This is a genomic window from Kitasatospora sp. NPDC056800 (genome assembly GCF_042789775.1).
GTDB lineage: Bacteria > Actinomycetota > Actinomycetes > Streptomycetales > Streptomycetaceae > Kitasatospora.
In genome coordinates this window covers 17394-34899 of sequence record NZ_JBHUAL010000013.1, presented here as the reverse complement: position 1 = coordinate 34899, position 17506 = coordinate 17394, and the positions used below count along the sequence as shown (strand labels likewise).

Genomic DNA, 17506 nt, shown 5'->3' with positions numbered 1-17506 from the left:
TCGGGTCCTCACCGTTCGTCATCGTCGGGGCTGCCGGGGGCGGCGGGTTCGTCGGGGCCGTCCAGCGCGGCGGCTTCGAGTTCGCTGAGCACCAGGTCCTCCACCAGGTCGGCCAGGGCGGCCACGGTGCGGGAGACCAGCACGTCGCGGGGGGTGAGCGTGACGCCGAAGGCGTCGTTGGCCCGGGAGGCGATCAGCAGGGCGCGCATGGAGTCGCCGCCCAGCTGGAAGAAGTCGTCGGTGGCGCCGACGGCGGTGCGCAGGGCCTCGGCCCAGATCTCCGCCACCGCCTCCTCGGTGGGGGTGCGGGGGGCCACCCGTCCGGCCGGCTCGGCCTCGGCCGGGTCGGGGGCGGGCAGGGCCGCGCGGTCGGTCTTGCCGCTCGCGGTGAGCGGGAAGCGCTCCAGTACCGCGAAGGCCGTGGGGACCATGGGGCCGGGCAGGGCGCGGGCGGCCAGGGCGCGCAGTTCGGCGGCGGTCGGCGGTTCGGCGCCGGGGGCGGCCAGCAGGTGGGCGACCAGCCGGGGCAGTCCGGGCTCGTCCTCCCGGATGCTCACCACCGCGTCCAGGACGGCCGGGTGGCGCGCCAGCACGGCCTCCACCTCGCCCGCCTCGATCCGGTGGCCGCGCAGCTTGAGCTGGTGGTCGGTGCGGCCCAGGTAGTGCAGTTCGCCGTGGCGGTCGCGGCGCACCAGGTCGCCGGTGCGGTACATCCGGCCGCCGGGCGGCCCGTACGGGTCGGCGGTGAAGCGGGCGGCGGTCAGGCCGGGGCGGCCGAGGTAGCCGCGGGCCAGGGCAGGGCCGCTCAGCCACAGTTCGCCGGGGACGCCGTCGGGCACCGGCCGCAGCCGGGCGTCCAGGACGTACGCGCCGGTGCCGGGCAGCGGGCGGCCGATCGGCGGGGCGGCGCCGTCGGCGGTGAGCGGCGCGGACCAGGTGGCGACGACGGTGGCCTCGGTGGGGCCGTAGGAGTTGACCATCCGGTGGTGCGGGGCCCAGCGGGCGACCAGGTCGGGGCCGCAGGCCTCCGCGCCGACGATCAGGGTCTTCAGCGCGGGCAGGCTTCCGGGGGTGTCGGCCGGCAGGGTGGCGAGGGCGGCGGGCGGCAGCAGGGTGTGGGTGATCCGCTCCGCCCGGAGCAGTCCGGCCAGGTGGGCGCCGAGCAGCGGTCCGGGCTCGGGCACCACCAGCCGGGCGCCGTGCGGCAGGGCCAGGCACAGTTCGAGCACGGAGGCGTCGAAGCTGGGGGTGGCGAAGGCCAGCACCCGGTCCCCCGGGGCCACCTGGTAGTGGGCGGCCTCGGCGGCGGCGAAGGCGGCGAGGCCCCGGTGGGTGACCACGACGCCCTTCGGGGTGCCGGTGGAGCCGGAGGTGAAGATGACGTAGGCGGGGTCGTCCGGGTCGAGCGGGCGGGTGCGGTCGGCGTCGGTGGGGCGGTGGCCGGGGGCGCCGTCGGGGTCGGCGGCGAGCAGCTCGGCGACCTCCTTGGCGTCCAGGGTCAGCGCGGGCGCCGCGTCGCGCAGCATCGCCCCGATCCGCTCCTCCGGGTAGTGCGGGTCGACGGGCAGGAAGGCGGCGCCGGTCTTCGCCACCGCCAGTTCGGCGAGCACGGTGTCCGCCGAGCGGGGCAGCAGCAGGGCGACGGTCTCCCCGGGGCCGGCGCCGCGCGCGATCAGCCGGTGGGCGAGGCGGTTGGCGTGCGCCTCGGCCTCGGCGTAGGTCAGCTCCAGGCCGTCCGCGCTCAGCGCGACGGCCTCCGGCCACCGGTCCGCGGCGGCCTCGACCAGGGCGGGCAGGGTCGCCGGGGGCACCGGGGCGAGCGCCGGGCGGGCGGGGCCGTGCAGCAGCCGCTCCCGTTCGCCGGGCGGCAGCAGGTCGAGCCCGTCCAGCGGGGTGGCGCCGTCCGAGGCGGCCAGCGCGTTCAGGGTGTGCAGCAGCTGGTCGGCGAGCCGCCCGGCGGTCCGCCGGTCGAGGAAGCGCGGGTCGTGGCCGAGTTCCACGGCGAGCCGCTCGCCGGGCGAGACGACCACGGTGAGCGGGTAGTTGGTGGCCTCCCGGGCGTCCAGGTCGCGTACCAGCAGGCCGTACGCGCCGGCCGTGGCGTCGCCGACCGGGTAGTTCTCGAAGACCACCAGGCTGTCGAACAGCTCGGTGCCCGGCGGGACCTGACTCAGCCCGTGCATCCGGGCGAGCGGCAGGTGGTCGAAGCGGCGGTCCTCGGCCTGTTCCTCCTGGAGGGTGCGCAGCCAGTCGGCGCAGGGCTGCCGGCCGTCGACGGCGACCCGGGCGGGCAGGGTGGTGATGAACAGGCCGACGATGCCGTCGGAGCCGGCCAGGTCGGCGGGCCGGCCGGAGACGGTGGTGCCGAAGCAGACCCGCTGCTCCCCGCTCCAGCGCGACAGCAGCAGCGCCCAGGCGCCCTGCACCACGGTGTTGAGGGTGAGGCGGTGGCGGCGGGCGAACTCCTGGAGCCGCGCGGTCGCGGCCTCGTCCAGCCGGTGCGAGAGCCAGTCGCCGGAGCGGGCGGTGTCGCCCTGGGCTGGCCGGCGGTCGTAGGGCAGCGGGGTGGGGGCGGCGAGGTCGCCCAGCACGCCGCGCCAGTGCTCGACGGCGGCACCGGTGTCGCGGGCGGCGAGCCAGCGGACGTACTCGGCGAAGGGGCGGCGCTCGGGCAGCTCGGGGCGCTCACCCCGGGCCAGGGCGGCGTGCGCGGCCAGCACGTCGGCGAGGACGTGGAAGACGCTCCAGCCGTCCAGCAGCACGTGGTGGAAGGCCCAGACCACCCGAACCTGCTCCGGGCCGAGCCGGACCAGGTCGAGCCGCAGCAGCGGGGGCCGGTCCAGCACCAGCGGGCGGGCCCGCTGCTCGGCGAGCAGTTCCTCCAGCCGGGCGGCGCGCTCGGCCTCGCCCAGCTCGCTCCAGTCGTGCTCGGCGACCGGCAGCACCGCCTGCCGGTGGACCACCTGGAGCGGCACCGGCACGTCGCGCAGCACCACCGAGGTGCGCAGCACGGGAGTGCGGTCGACGACGTGCTGCCAGGCGGCGGCCAGCAGGCCCGGGTCGCGGGCGCCGTCCAGGACGAAGGTGATCTGCTCGACGTACAGGCCGTGTTCGGCCTCGTCCAGGCCGTGCACCACCATGCCGGTCTGGGTGGGGGTGAGCGGCTGGATCTCCGTCACCTCCCGTCCGGTGCCGGCCAGCCGGTCGACGCCGGCCTGGTCGAGGCCGGCCAGCGGGAAGTCGGAGGGGGTGCGGCCGCCGGCGCCGGGTTCGGCGCAGTGGCGGACGAGCTCCCGCAGCTCGTCCAGCAGTTCGGCGGCCAGCCGGGCGACCGTCCCGCTGTGGTGCACCGCGCGGGAGTAGGACCAGGTGAAGGAGAGCCGGCCCTCGGCGACCAGGCCGAGCACGTCCAGCAGGTGGGGGCGGCGGGCGGTGCGGTCCATGCCGCCGGTGAGCGGGCCGGCCGGGGCGTGCAGCAGGCCGCCGGGGGTGGCGGTCCAGTCCTGCCGGCCCAGGTAGTTGAAGCCGATCCGCGGCAGCGCCAGGCCCGGCACCGGCTTGAGGTGGCGCAGGGCGCCGTGGCCGAGGCCGCCGCCGGGGACGGCGCGCAGGCTCTCCTTGACGGCCTTCAGGGCGGTGCCGGGGTCGGCGTCCGGGGGCACGTCCAGGGCGACGGGGTACATCGTGGTGAACCAGCCGACGGTGCGGGAGAGGTCGACGCCGTCGAAGGGCTCCTCGCGGCCGTGGCCCTCCAGGGCGACCAGCACCCGGCCGCGTCCGGTCCAGCGGGCCAGTACCCGGCCGAGGGCGCAGAGCAGGACGTCGTTGACCCGGGTGCGGTAGGCCTCCGGGACGTCCTGGAGCAGCCGGCGGGTGGACTCGGCGTCCAGGGCGAAGGTCAGCGACTCCTCGGTGTCGGCGGTATTGGCGCCGTCCAGGTCCACCGGCAGGTCGCCGTCCACCAGGCCCTGCCAGTACGGGAGTTCCGCGTCGAAGCCGCCGGCCGCGGTGTGCGCGGCGAGCCGTTCGGCCCAGGCCCGGAAGGAGGTGCTCTTGGCGCCGAGGTCGGGCCGCTCGCCCGCGCTCAGCGCGTTGTGGGCGCGCTCCAGGTCCTCCAGCAGGATCCGCCAGGACACCGCGTCCACCACCAGGTGGTGCGCGGCCAGCAGCAGCACCGGGCGGGGGTCGTCGGCGAAGCGGCAGAGCTCGGCCCGCAGCAGCGGCCCGGCGGCCAGGTCGAAGCCCTCGGCCAGTCGCTCGCCGAGGTCCCGCAGGACGGTCGCGCGCTGCTCCCCCTCGGCGGCGGGCAGCTCGTGCGGGCGCAGTTCGGGGGCCTGGCCGGGGGCGGTGCCGTGCTGGCGCCACCGGCCGTCGGCGAGCGGTTCGTAGCGCAGCCGCAGCGCGTCGTGGTGGTCCAGGACGGCGGCCAGCGCGGCCCGCAGGGTTTCCTCGTCGGTGTCCGGGGCGAGGGTGAAGGAGACGGACTGGGTGAGCTGGGCCGGGTCGCCGTCCAGGGTGTCCAGCAGCCAGTGCTGGACGGGGGTGAGCGGGGCCTCGCCGACCACCGCGCCCTGGTCGGCGGCGGGCTCGGGCCGCGGTGAGCGCTCGGCGGCGCGGGCGAGTTCGGCCAGGGTCTGGTGGGCGAACAGGTGCCGGGGGGTCAGCGCGAGGCCGTCCCGGCGGGCCGCCGAGACGATCTGGATGCCGAGGATGGAGTCCCCGCCGAGGGCGAAGTAGTTGTCGTCCGCGCTCACGTCGGGCACCCCGAGCACCTCGCGCCAGATGGCGGCGAGGGCTCGCTCGGTGTCGGTGCGCGGGGGCCGGCCGGCCTCCGTCGCGGGCGCGGCCCACACCGGCTCGGGCAGGGCGCGCCGGTCCAGCTTGCCGGTGGCGCCGAGCGGCAGCCGCTCCAGCGGCACCACCAGGGCGGGCACCAGGTGGCCGGGGAGGGTGTCGCCGAGGAAGGCCCGCCACTCGGCCTGGTCGGGCAGGGCGCCGTCGCGCGGCACCGCGTAGCCCACCAGCCGCTTGTGGCCGTCCTGGTCGACCACCCGGGCGGCGGCCGCCGTCACCCGGGGGTGGCGGGCCAGGGCGGCCTCGACCTCGCCGAGTTCGATCCGGAAGCCGCGCACCTTGACCTGGTCGTCGGCGCGGCCGAGGTAGTCGAGGCCGCCGTCGGCGCTCCAGCGCACCCGGTCGCCGGTGCGGTACATCCGGGCGCCGGGCGGGCCGTACGGGTCGGGCAGGAAGCGGGCGGCGGTCAGGCCGGGGCGGCGCAGGTAGCCGCGGGCCACGCCGGTGCCGGCCAGGTACAGCTCCCCGGGCGCGCCGACGGGCACCGGGCGCAGCCGCTCGTCCAGGACGTAGGCCCGGGCGCCGCCGACCGGGCGGCCGATCGGCGGGTCGCGGTCCGGGTCGGCGGGGTCGCAGGTGTGGGCGGTGGCGTAGACGGTGGCCTCGGTGGGGCCGTAGACGTTCAGCACCCGGCAGCCGGGGACGGCCTCGCGGACCTGCCGGACGGTGCGGGCGGGCAGTGCCTCGCCGGCCAGCACCACGGTGTCCGCCGCGAGGTGCACGGCGCCGTCAGCGAGCAGTCCGCCGAGGGCCGAGGGCACCGCGCTGAGCAGGCCGGCCCGCCAGGGGCCGGGGCGCTCGGCCAGCGCCAGCAGGTCGCGCAGGAGTTCCACGCGGCCGCCGGAGAGCAGCGGCGCGAAGATCTCGAACACCGACACGTCGAAGTTGAGCGAGGTGGCGGCGAGCACGTGGGCCAGGCCGCCGTCGGCGAACTCGGCGGCGGCCCAGTCGGTCAGGGCGAGCACCGAGCTGTGGGCGACCACCACGCCCTTGGGGCGGCCGGTCGAGCCGGAGGTGTGGATGACGTACGCGGGGTGCTCCGGGCGCAGGGCGCCGTGCCGCTCCTCGTCGCGGACGGCGTCGGCGCGGGCGGCGGCCAGGCGCTCGCGGCAGGCGGGGTCGTCCAGCACGATCCGGGTGGACGGGCCGTCGGGCAGCCGTCCGGCGGTCGCCGTGCCGGTGACGACGGCGTCGGGCCGGACGTCCTCGAAGAGGTAGGCGATCCGCTCGGCCGGGTAGCCGGGGTCGACGGGCAGGTAGGCGGCGCCGCTCTTGAGCACCGCGATCAGTGCCACGGCGAGTTCGACGGTGCGGGGCAGCGCGAGCGCGACGAAGCGCTCGGGGCCGGCCCCGGCCGCGATCAGCAGCCGGGCCAGCCGGTTGGAGCGCTCGTCGAGCTCCCGGTAGGTCAGCTGCTCGTCGCCGGAGCGGACCGCCGGGGCGTCGGGGGTGCGGGCGGCCTGCCGGGCGAAGGCCTCGGGCAGGGTGCCGTCCGGCGCCTCGGCGAACGCCCCGCCGAGGCGGGCCACCAGTGCGCGCCCCTCGGCCGGCTCCAGCAGCGGCAGTTCGCCCACCGGCCGGTCGAGGCCGGCCGCCATTCCGGCGAGCAGGGTGCGCAGGCCCGCGCCGAGCCCTTCGACGGTGGCGGTGTCGAAGAGGGCCGGGTCGTGGTCCAGGCCGACCTCGATGGACTCGCCGGGCGCGACCACCACGCTGAGCGGGTAGCTGGTCGGCTCCAGCACCTGCTCGGTCTCCACGCCGAGGCCGTGCCGGGTCAGCGACTGGGCGTCGAAGGGGTAGTTCTCGAAGACCACCAGGCTGTCGAACAGGGCGGTGCCGCCGGGCAGTTCGCTCCAGCCCTGGAGCTGGGCCAGCGAGACGGCGTCGTGCCGGCGGGCCTCGGACTGGTGGTCCTGGACCTCCCGCAGCAGCTCCCGCAGCGGGCGCCGGGGGTCGATCCGCACCCGGGTGGGCAGGGCGTTGATGAACAGCCCCACCATCGAGGTGACGCCGGGGAGTTCGGCGGGCCGGCCGGAGACGATGGTGCCGAACACCACGTCGTCCCCGCCGCCGTAGCGGGAGAGCAGCAGCGCCCAGGCGCCCTGGAGCACGGTGTTGACGGTCAGCCCGGCCTGCCGGGCGGTGTCGCGCAGCCGCTCGGACAGCTCGGCGCCGAGGGCGACCCGCACCGAGGCCGAGGAGGAGGCGCGGTGGGCGCCGGCCGGGCGGCGGTCCCGGGGCAGTTCGGTGGGGGCGGGGAAGCCGGCCAGGGTGTCGCGCCAGTACCGCTCGGCCTCCGCCCCGTCCTGGCCGGCCAGCCAGCGCAGGTAGTCGGCGTAGGGCGCCCGCTCGGCCGGAGCGGGGGCGCGTCCGGCGGTCAGGGCGGCGTAGCGCTCGCACACCTCGTCGAAGACCTGGGCGGCGCTCCAGCCGTCGAGCAGCACGTGGTGGAAGGTCCACACCACCCGGACCCGGGTCGGTGTCAGCCGGATCAGGGCGAGGCGCAGCAGCGGCGCGCCGCCGAGGTCGATGCCGGCCGCCCGGTCCTCGGCGAGCAGCCGGGCGGTGTCCCGCTCGACCTGTTCGGCGGGGCGGCCGGTCCAGTCGTGGTGGACGACCGGGACGGCGGCCCGGTGCTGGACGACCTGGAGCGGTTCGGCGCCGTCCTGCCAGCTGAGCCGGGTGCGCAGGATCGCGTTGGCGTCGGCGGTCCGCTGCCAGGCCTCGGCCAGCGCGTGCGGGTCGGTGACCCCGTCCAGCACCAGCTGGACCTGGTTGACGTAGGTGTCGCCGTCCGGGTCGAGCAGGCTGTGGAAGAGCATCCCGGCCTGCATCGGGGTCAGCGGGTAGACGTCGGCGACGGCTCGGCCGTCCCCGGCGATCCGGTCCACGGCCGCCTGGTCGAGCCGGGCGAGCGGGAAGTCGGCGGGGGTGCGGCCGCCCGCGCCGGGCTCGGCGCAGTGGGCGACGATCTCCTCCAGGGCGCCCAGCATGGCGTGGGCGAGGCCGGTGACGGTGTCGGCGCGGTGCCGGCCGGTGCTGTAGTACCAGCCGATCTCCAGCTCGCCGTCCTCGACCCGGGCGACCACGTCCAGCAGGTGGGGGCGCTCGGTGCCGGGCGCCTCCGCGCCGCCGAGGCCGCCGGGGACGGCGCCGACCAGGGCGGCGCCGTCGGCGGACCAGTCGAAGCGGCCCAGGTAGTTGAAGGCGATGCCGGGGGCGGGCGCGTCGGCGAGCGCCACGTCCCCGGCGAGGTGGCGCAGCGCACCGTACCCGAGGCCGCGGTCGGGCACCGCCCGCAGCTGCTCCTTGACGGCCTTCAGGGCGGTGCCCCAGTCCCCCGCCGGGACGTCGAGGGCGACGGGGAAGAGCGAGGTGAACCAGCCGACCGTGCGGGACAGGTCGAGGCCGTCGAACAGCCGGTCCTCGCGGCCGTGGCCCTCCAGGCCGACGGCGACGGTGCCGCGCCCGGTCCAGTCGGCGAGCACCCGGCCGAGCGCGGTGAGCAGCACGTCGTCTATCCGGGTGCGGTAGACCGCGGGGACCTGGCGCAGCAGGGCGTCGGTGCGGTCGCGGTCCAGCCGGACGGTCACCTCGCGCAGGTCGGCGGCGGTGTTGGTACCGTCGCCGTCCACCGGCAGCGGGGTGGCGCAGGCCCGGGCGGCGGCCGCCCAGTGGTCGCGCTGCCCGTCGAAGCCGCCGGCCGCGGTGTGCGCGGCCAGGCGGCGGGCCCACTCCCGGACGGAGCTGGTGCGGGCGGGCAGCCGCAGCGGGCGGCCCTCGACGGCCTGCCGGTAGGCGGTCTCCAGGTCCTCCAGCAGCACCCGCCAGGAGACGCCGTCGACCACCAGGTGGTGGACGGCCAGCAGCAGCCGGTCGGGCCGGGCGCCGTCGGCCTGGAACAGCCGGGCGGTGAGCAGCGGACCGTCGGCCGGCCGGAAGGAGGCGTGGGCGGCCGCGGTCACCGCCTCCTCGGCGCCGTGGCCGTGGACCTCCAGCAGCTCGGGCGCGGCCTCCTCGGCGGGGGCGCAGTGCTGCCGCCAGGTGCCGTCCTCGGCGCGGGTGAAGCGGGAGCGCAGCGCGTCGTGGTGCGCCCACAGGGCGGCCAGGGCGCGGCGCAGGGCCCGGGGGTCGACGGCGCCGGGGGCCTCCACCACCAGGGACTGGTCGAAGTGGTGGGCGTACGGCGGGTTCGGGTCGAGGAACCAGTGCTGGATCGGTGTCAGGCCGACCTCGCCGCCGACCGGTTCGGTGCCCGCGACGGTGACGGCGCTGCCGGCGGCCGCGGCCAGGGCGGCGACGGTGGGGTGCCGGAACAGGTCGCGCGGGGAGAGCGCGAGGCCGGCGGCGCGGGCCCGGGAGACCACCTGGATGCTCAGGATGGAGTCGCCGCCGAGCAGGAAGAAGTCGTCGTCCAGCCCGACCCGTTCGACCCCGAGCAGCTCGGCCCAGATCGCGGCGAGCAGCCGCTCGCGGTCGGTGCCGGGGGCGCGGTGGGGGCGGTCGCCGCCCGTCGACCAGTCGGGGGCGGGCAGCCGGCGGCGGTCCACCTTGCCGTTGGCGGTGAGCGGGAGTTCGGGCAGGGTGACGAAGGCCGCGGGCAGCATGTAGTCGGGCAGGTCGGCGGCCAGGTGGGCGCGCAGCTCGGCGGCGCCGGGCGGCTCGGCGCCCTCGGCGGGCACCAGGTGGGCGGCGAGGCGCTTGCGTCCGGCGTCCTGCTGGAGCGAGACCACGGCCTCGGCGACGGCCGGGTGGGCGGTGAGCCGGGCCTCGATCTCGGCGGGTTCGATCCGGAAGCCGCGGATCTTGATCTGGTCGTCGGCGCGGCCGACGAAGTGCAGTTCGCCGTCCGCGCTCCACCGGACGGTGTCGCCGGTGCGGTACATCCGGGCGCCGGGCGGGCCGAAGGGGTCGGCGAGGTAGCGGGCGGCGGTCTCGCCGGGGCGGCCCGCGTAGCCGCGTGCGAGCCCGGCCCCGGCGATGTACAGCTCACCGGTGATGCCCGGCGGTTGGGGCTGGAGCGCGCCGTCCAGGACGTACACCCGGGTGTTGTCCAGCGGGCGGCCGATCGGCAGCGTGGCGGGCAGCTCGTCGCCCTCGCGGAAGGCCCGGCGGGTGGCGAAGGTGGTGGTCTCGGTCGGCCCGTAGCCGTCGACCACGGTGAGGCCGGGGCAGGCCGCCAGGACCTTGCGGACGGCGGCGCCGGGCACCGCCTCGCCGCCGGTCCATACCTCGCGGGCGCCGCGCAGGCAGCCCGGGTCCTCCTGGGCGAGCAGCCGGAACAGCCCGGCCGTCAGCCACAGGCAGGTCACGCCCCGTTCGGTGACGGCGTGCCGGACGGCGGCGGCGTCCAGGTCCTCCGGCGGGGCGAGGACGGCGGTGCCGCCGCGCAGCAGCGGCACCCAGAGCTCGTAGGTGGCGGCGTCGAAGGCGTGCGGGGAGTGCACCAGCACCCGGTCGTGGCCGGTGAAGGCGCGGTCCAGGGCGAGCGCGGCGACGTCCCGGCGGCGCACCGCGACGCCCTTGGGGGTGCCGGTGGAGCCCGAGGTGAACATCAGGTACTGGACGTTGTCGGGGTGGACGGCCGCCGGGGGCGCGGCCGGCACCCCGGTGCGGTCCGGCCGGTCGACGCGCAGCACCCGCTCGGCGGGGCGCAGCTCGGCGGCGGTCTCCGCCCAGCGGGCGTCGGTGAGCAGCAGCTCGGCGCCCGCCTCGGCCAGCATCCGGTGCAGCCGCTCGCGCGGCGCCCGGCCGTCCAGCGGCACGAAGACGCCGCCGGTGCGGACCAGTGCCAGCTGGGCGACGACCAGCTCGACGGAGCGCTCCATCAGCACCCCGACCGGCTGCTCCACCCGGACCGCGTGCGCGGCCAGGTGCCCGGCCAACTCGGCGGCCCGGGCGTCCAGTTCGCGGTAGGTGAGGCGCTGCTCGCCGGCCTCCAGGGCGACCGCCCCGGGGGTGCGGAGCACCTGCTCGGCGAACAGCTCGGCGATGTCGGCCGCGGGCTGCTCGGCGGCGGTGGCGTTCCAGTCGACCAGGACGCGGTGCCGCTCCTCGGCGGTCAGCAGCGGCAGCCGCGCGGGCGGGCGGTGGGCGCCGGCGGAAAGGCCGGTCAGCGCGGCGGTGAGCTGGTCGGCCAGCCGCCGCACGGTGGACTCGTCGAACAGCCGCGGGTCGTAGCAGAGCCGCAGGGACAGCTCCGGGCCGGGGTAGGCGAGCAGGGCGAGCGGGTAGTTGGTGGTCTCGATGCCGTCCAGGTCGCGCAGCCGCAGGCCGTGGGCGTCGGCCGCGTCCTCGTCGACCGGGTAGTTCTCGAAGACCACCAGGCTGTCGAACAGGCCGGTCTGCTCGGGCAGTCCGGTGCCGGCCCGCATCCGGGTGAGCGGGACGAAGCCGTACCGCCGGTCCTCGCTCTGCTCCCGCTGGAGGGCCTGGAGCCAGTCCAGCAGGGTGCCCTCGGCGGGCACCGTGGTGCGGGTCGGCAGGGTGGTGATGAACAGGCCGGTCATCGACTCGACGCCGGGCAGCTCGGGCGGGCGCCCGGAGGAGGTGGTGCCGTACACCACCTCGGCCCGCCCGGCCTGGCGGCCCAGCAGCACCGCCCAGGCGCCCTGGACCAGGGTGTTGAGGGTCAGCCCGGAGCCGCGCGCCAGGTCCTCCAGCGCCCTGGTCGCGGCGGCGGGCAGGGTGAACGGCACCGCCCGGGTGGACTCCGCGCGGTGGCTCTGCACCGGCTCGCGGTCGTACGGCAGCGGCGTCGCCTCCACCAGCCCGGCGAGGCGGGTGCGCCAGTGCCGTTCGGCCTCGGCGTGGTCGCGCCCGCCCAGCCAGGCCAGGTAGTCGCGGTAGGGCCGGCGCTCCGGCACGGTGCCGTACGGGACTTCCGCTCCGGGGGCGGCCAGGGCGGCGTGCACCGCGAAGACGTCCGAGAGCACCTGGAACAGACTCCAGCCGTCCAGCACCAGGTGGTGGAACGACCAGAGCACCCGCACCCGGCTGTCCGAGAGGCGGATCAGCAGCAGCCGCTGGAGCGGGGCCCGGGCGAGGTCGAGGCCGCGGGCCCGGTCGCGGTCCAGCAGTTCGGCCAGCCGGGTGCGGCGCTCCTCCTCGGGCAGCGCGCGCCAGTCCAGGTGGCTGACCGGCACGGCCACCCGGCGGTGCACCACCAGCAGCGGCTCGGGCACCTCCTGCCAGCGGACGTGGGCGCGCAGCACCGCGGTGCGGTCGGTGACCCACCGCCAGGCCTCGGCGAGGCGGGCCGGGTCGGGCACCCCGTCGAGGACGAAGTCCAGCTGCTGGAAGTAGGCGCCGCTGTCCTCCTCGGCGAGGCCGTGGAAGAGCATGCCGGACTGGGTCGGGGTGAGCGGCAGGACGTCCTCCACCGCGCCCGGGTCGGCGCCGGTGATCAGGTCCACCGCCGGCTGGTCGAGCCGGGCGAGCGGGAAGTCGGACGGGGTGCGCCCGGCGGCGCCGGGGGTGGTCGCGTGGCGGGCGAGGTCGGCCAGCTCCTCGGCGAAGCGCCGGGCCAGGGCCTCGACGGTGGCACTGCCGTGGACGGCGGCGGAGTGGAACCAGGTGAACTCCAGCGCGTCGCCGTCCAACCGGCCGACCACCTCCAGCGGGTGGGGGCGCTCGACCGCCGGGTCGGCGTCCAGCTCCAGCGGCCGGAAGGTGCCGCGGAACAGCCCGTCCGGGTCGTCCGGCAGGGCGATGCGGCCCAGGTAGTTGAAGCTGATCCGGGCGGCCGGCACCTCGGGCGCCGTACCGGGGCGGCCGAGGTGGCGCAGCGCCTCGAAGCCGAGGCCGCGCCGGGGGACGGCGCGCAGCTGCTCCTTGACCTGCTTGAGGACGGTGTCCCAGCCGGCTCCGGCGGGGACGGCCAGGGCGACGGGGTGGCGGGTGGTGAACCAGCCGACCGTACGGCCGAGGTCGAGGTCGGCGAACAGCTCCTCGCGCCCGTGGCCCTCGACGTCCACCACGACCCGCTCCAGCCCGCTCGCCCCGCACAGCGCCCGGCCCAGCGCGCTCAGCAGCACGTCGTTGGCCTGGGTGCGGTAGGTGTCGGGCAGGGTGCGCAGCAGGGCGGCGGTGTCGGCGGGGCTCAGCCGGACGGTGACGGAGCGTTCGGTGGCGTAGCTGTCGGGGCCGTCCAGCTCGGCGGGGAAGGGCTCGGCGGGGAACGGCTCGGCGGCGGGCTTCCCGAGCTCTTCGGCGGACGGCCCGGGCACGGCCCCGGCCCAGTACGCGGACTCGTCCTCGAAGCCGCCCGCGGCGGCGAAGGCGCTCAGCCGCTCGGCCCACTGCCGCAGCGGCGAGGACTTCGCCGGGAGGGCGGCCGCGCCGTCCCGGCCCTCGCGGCGGGCCCGGTACACGGTGTCGAGGTCCTCCAGCAGGACCCGCCAGGAGACCCCGTCGACCACCAGGTGGTGGACGGCCAGGTGCAGGACCGGGGGCCGGCCGTCGGCGCGCTCGTGCAGGACGGCGCGCAGCAGCGGGGCGCCGCCGGCCAGGTCGTACGGCCCGAAGTGCGGGGTGTCCTGGTCGGGGCCGGTGTGCCGGGCCAGGGTGGTGCGGGCCGTCGGCTCCTGGATCCGCCAGCGCACCGCGCCGGCGCCGTCCGGGGCCGTGAAGGCGGAGCGCAGCGCGTCGTGGTGGGCGACCAGGTCGTTCAGGGCCTCTTCCAGGGCCGCCCGGTCGAGGTCGCCGGGCAGCAGCAGGGAGACGGCCTGGGCGAAGTGGCCGGCCCGACCGGCGGCCCGCTCGAACCACCAGCGCTGGATCGGGGTCAACGCGGCCTCCCCGGTGGCGGCCACCGGCGCGGGCGTGGCGGGCGCCTCGGCGTCCTCCGCGGCCAGGGCGAGCGCGGCGACCGTCTGGTGGCGGTAGAGGTCCCGGGAGGTCACCGCCAGTCCGGCCTGCCGGGAGCGGGCCACCACCTGGATGCCGAGGATGGAGTCGCCGCCGAGGTCGAAGAAGTTGTCGTCGGCGCCGACCCGCTCCAGCCGCAGCACCTCGGCCCAGATGCCGGCCAGCGCGCGTTCGGCGGGGGTCCGGGGAGCCACATGGCGGGGGGCGGCCGCGGCGGGGGCGGGGGCCGGGTCGGTCTCCCCGCCGCGGGGCTTCGCCCGCTCCTCGACCCGGCCGAGGTGCTCCAGTCCGCCGTCGGCGGTCCACCGCACCAGCTCCCCGGTGCCGTACATCGCCTCCCCCGGCGCGCCGTACGGGTCGGGGACGAGCCGCTCGTCCGGCTGGTCCGGGAAGTAGCCCGCGAGGTACAACTCGCCGGGCACCCCGACGGGTTGGGGGCGCCGCGCGCGGTCGAGGACGTGGACCCGGCTCCATCCGGACGGCCGGGCCGGGTCGGTGCCCGGGAGCTCCCGCGGCGGCTTCCGGGAGGCGAGCAGCGCGCGCTGCTCCTCCTCGGGGATCATCGGCAGCTCGGCGAGGGTGCGCCGCGGCCCGTCCGCCATCCCGGCCAGCAGCCGGTGCAGGTGGGCGGCCAGCGCGGTCACCGTCCGCCGGTCGAACAGGTCGGTGTCGTACTCGACCGTCAGCGTGCAGCCGCCGTCGGCCTCGTCGGGGGTGAACTCCAGCACCAGGTCGAAGCGGGCGGCCGGGCGGGGCAGCGGGTGGTCGGTGAAGCGCAGCCCGCCGGCGGGCGCCGGGGCGGCGGGGGTCTGCTGGACGACGGCGACCTGGACCAGCGGGGTGCGGCTGGGGTCGCGGGGCGGGGCCAGTTCCTCGACCACCCGGTCGAAGGGCACCTCGGCGTGGGCGAAGGCGTCCAGCAGGGTGGTGCGCATGGACTCCACGAAGCGGTCGACGGTGGCCCGCTCGTCCACGTCGCCGCGCAGCACCACGGTGTTGACGAAGAAGCCGGTCACCTCCTCCAGCTCGCGCCGCTCCCGCCCGTTGACGACGGTGCCGAAGGCCACGTCCCGCTGGCCGGAGTGGCGAGAGAGCAGCAGCGCGGACGCCCCGGCGAACAGGGTGAACACGGTGGTGCCGCGGCCCGCGGCGAGGTGGCGCAACCGGTCGACCAGCTCGGCCGGGAGGTGGTGGCGGTGCGCCGCGCCGTGGCCGGCGCGCTCGGCGGGCCGGGGGCGGTCGGTGGGCAGCCGCAGGGTGGGCAGGCCGGCCAGGGCGCGCTTCCAGTAGGCGAGTTCGGGGGCGTGGTCGGCCGGGCGGTGCTGCTCCCAGTGGGCGTAGTCGGGGTACTGGAGGGCGGGGGCGGGCAGGCCGTCGGGTTCGCCGGTGGCCTCCGCCCGCAGGAGGGCGGCCAGTTCGCGGGTGAGGACGCCGACCGACCAGCCGTCGGTGACGATGTGGTGCTGTGCCAACAGCAGCAGGTGCTCGTCGGCGGCGAGCCGGACCAGCAGCGCCCGGCTGAGCGGGCCCCGCGCCAGGTCGTAGGGCCGCTCCAGCTCCTCGGCGAGCAGGCGGTCGGCCGCCTCGGCGCGCTCCCCGGCGGGCAGGGCGCCGAGGTCCTCGGTGCGCAGCGGCAGGTCGGCCCGCTCGGCGACGTGCTGCTCGAGCCGCCCGTCGACGGCGGTGACGGTGGTGCGCAGCGCGTCGTGCCGGGCGGTGAGCCGCCGCAGGGCCCGGCCGAGGGCCTCCCCGTCGAGGTCGCCGTGCAGCCGCAGGGCGACGCCGGTGTGGTTGCCGGTGCCGCCGGTGGCGAGGTCCTCCAGGAACCAGAGCCGGCGCTGGGCGCTGGAGAGCGGCAGCGGCTCCCCGCGCGGGGCGGGCGGGACGGGCCCGGTGGGCGCGGCGGCGGCCGGCCGGTCGAGCAGCGGGGCGAGGGCGGCGACGGTGCGGGCGGTGAACACGTCCCGCAGGGTGAGCCGGACGCCGAGGCGTTCGGTGATCCGGGCCAGGGTGCGGGCGGCGAGGACGGAGTCGCCGCCGAGGTCGAAGAAGTCGTCCTCGGCCCCCACCGCGTCGAGGCCGAGGACCTCGGCCCAGACGGCGGCCAGGGCGCGCTCCCGTTCGGTGCGCGGGGCGAGCCCGCCGGCGGCGCCCTGCCGGGCGGGCGCGGGCAGCGCCCGCTGGTCGATCTTGAGCTGCGGGGTGAGCGGGAAGGCGGGCAGCACGACGACGGCGGCGGGCACCACGTGGGCGGGCAGCGCGGCGGCCAGGGCGGTGCGCAGCGCGGCCGGGTCCGGGGGCAGTTCCGGGTCGGCGGGCGTGGCGTAGCCGACCAGCCGGGTGTGGCCCGGTTCGTCCTCGCGGACCACGACGACGGCCTGGTCGACGGCGGGGTGGGCGCGCAGCGCGGCCTCGATCTCGCCCGGCTCGATCCGGAAGCCGCGGACCTTGACCTGCCGGTCGAGCCGGCCGAGGAACTCCAGCTCCCCGTCGGCGGTGAACCGGGCCCGGTCGCCGGTGCGGTAGAGCCGGGCGCCGGGCGGGCCGAAGGGGTCGGCGACGAAGCGGGCGGCGGTCAGGCCGGGGCGGCCGAGGTAGCCGCGGGCGACGCCCTCGCCGCCGAGGTACAGCTCGCCGTCGGTGCCGGCCGGCTGGGGCCGCATGGCCTCGTCGAGCACGTACACCCGGGCGTGCGGCAGGGCGCCGCCGATGGTGGGCGCGCCGGTGCCGGCGGTGAGCGGGCCGGTCCAGGTGGCGACGATGGTGGCTTCGGTGGGGCCGTAGGAGTTGACCATGCGCCGGCCGGGCGCCCAGCGGTCGACGAGTTCGGCGGAGCAGGCCTCGGCCCCGACGATCAGGGTGCGCAGGTGGCGGCCCGCGCCGGCCGGGACGGTGGCCAGGGCGGCGGGCGGGATCAGGGTGTGGGTGATGCGCTGCCCGTCCAGGACGGCGGCGAGCTCCTCGCCGAGCCACGGGCCGTCCGGGGGGATCACCAGGGTGGCGCCGGTGAGGACGGAGACGAACAGTTCCAGGACGGAGGCGTCGAAGCTGGGCGAGGAGAACTGGAGCACCCGGTCGCCCGGCCCGACCGCGTAGTTCTCGACGGCCGCCGCCGTGAAGCCGGCGATCCCCCGGTGGGTGACGACCACGCCCTTGGGCGTCCCGGTGGAGCCCGAGGTGTAGATCACGTACGCCGGGTGGTCGGTGCCGTCGGCGGCCGGGAGGTCGGTGTGGTCCCGGTCCTCGGGGCGGTCCGTCTCCAGGGCCGCGCGGACGGCGGCCGGGTCGTCCAGGACGAGCGCGGGGGCGGCGTCGGCGAGCATCAGCGCCCGCCGCTCGGCGGGGTAGCCCGGGTCGACGGGCAGGAAGGCGGCGCCCGCCCGGACGACGGCCAGTTCGGCGGCGACCAGCTCCATGGAGCGCGGCAGGACCAGGGCCACCGTCCGCTCCGGCCCGGCGCCGCGCCGGCCCAGATCGCGGGCCAGCCGCTCGACGCGTTCGGCCAGGTCGCGGTACGTCCAGCTGCGCCGCCCGTCGGTCAGCGCGGGCGCGTGCGGCGTGCGGGCCGCCTGGGCGGCGAACAGGGCGTCCAGGGTCCGGGGCGCCGCCGACGGTGCGGTGGTGCCACCGGCCGGCGCCTGCGGCGGGGCGGTCGGGCGCACGGGCTGGGCAGGCCGGTCGGCCATGGCGGAAGGTCCTTCCGAGGGGGGCGACGACGAGGGCGGCGGGGCAGGCGGTGGCCGGCCCTCGGACCCGGGGAACGGTGCGGGGTGTCGGTGCGGGG

Annotated in this window: 1 protein-coding gene; it reads right to left on the bottom strand. The window is 77.7% G+C overall.

What is annotated here, in order from left to right:
- Positions 1 to 8: 8 nt before the first annotated feature.
- Positions 9 to 17408 (bottom strand): non-ribosomal peptide synthase/polyketide synthase, encoded by a 17400-nt coding sequence (locus ACFRQN_RS04885; protein ID WP_380738283.1) that lies wholly within the window; start codon positions 17406 to 17408, stop codon positions 9 to 11.
- Positions 17409 to 17506: the final 98 nt, after the last annotated feature.

Bases quoted from the DNA above. Each gene is read 5' to 3' on its own strand.
- ACFRQN_RS04885 (WP_380738283.1), bottom strand. From the start codon at position 17,408: ATGGCCGACCGGCCTGCCCAGCCCGTGCGCCCGACCGCCCCGCCGCAG.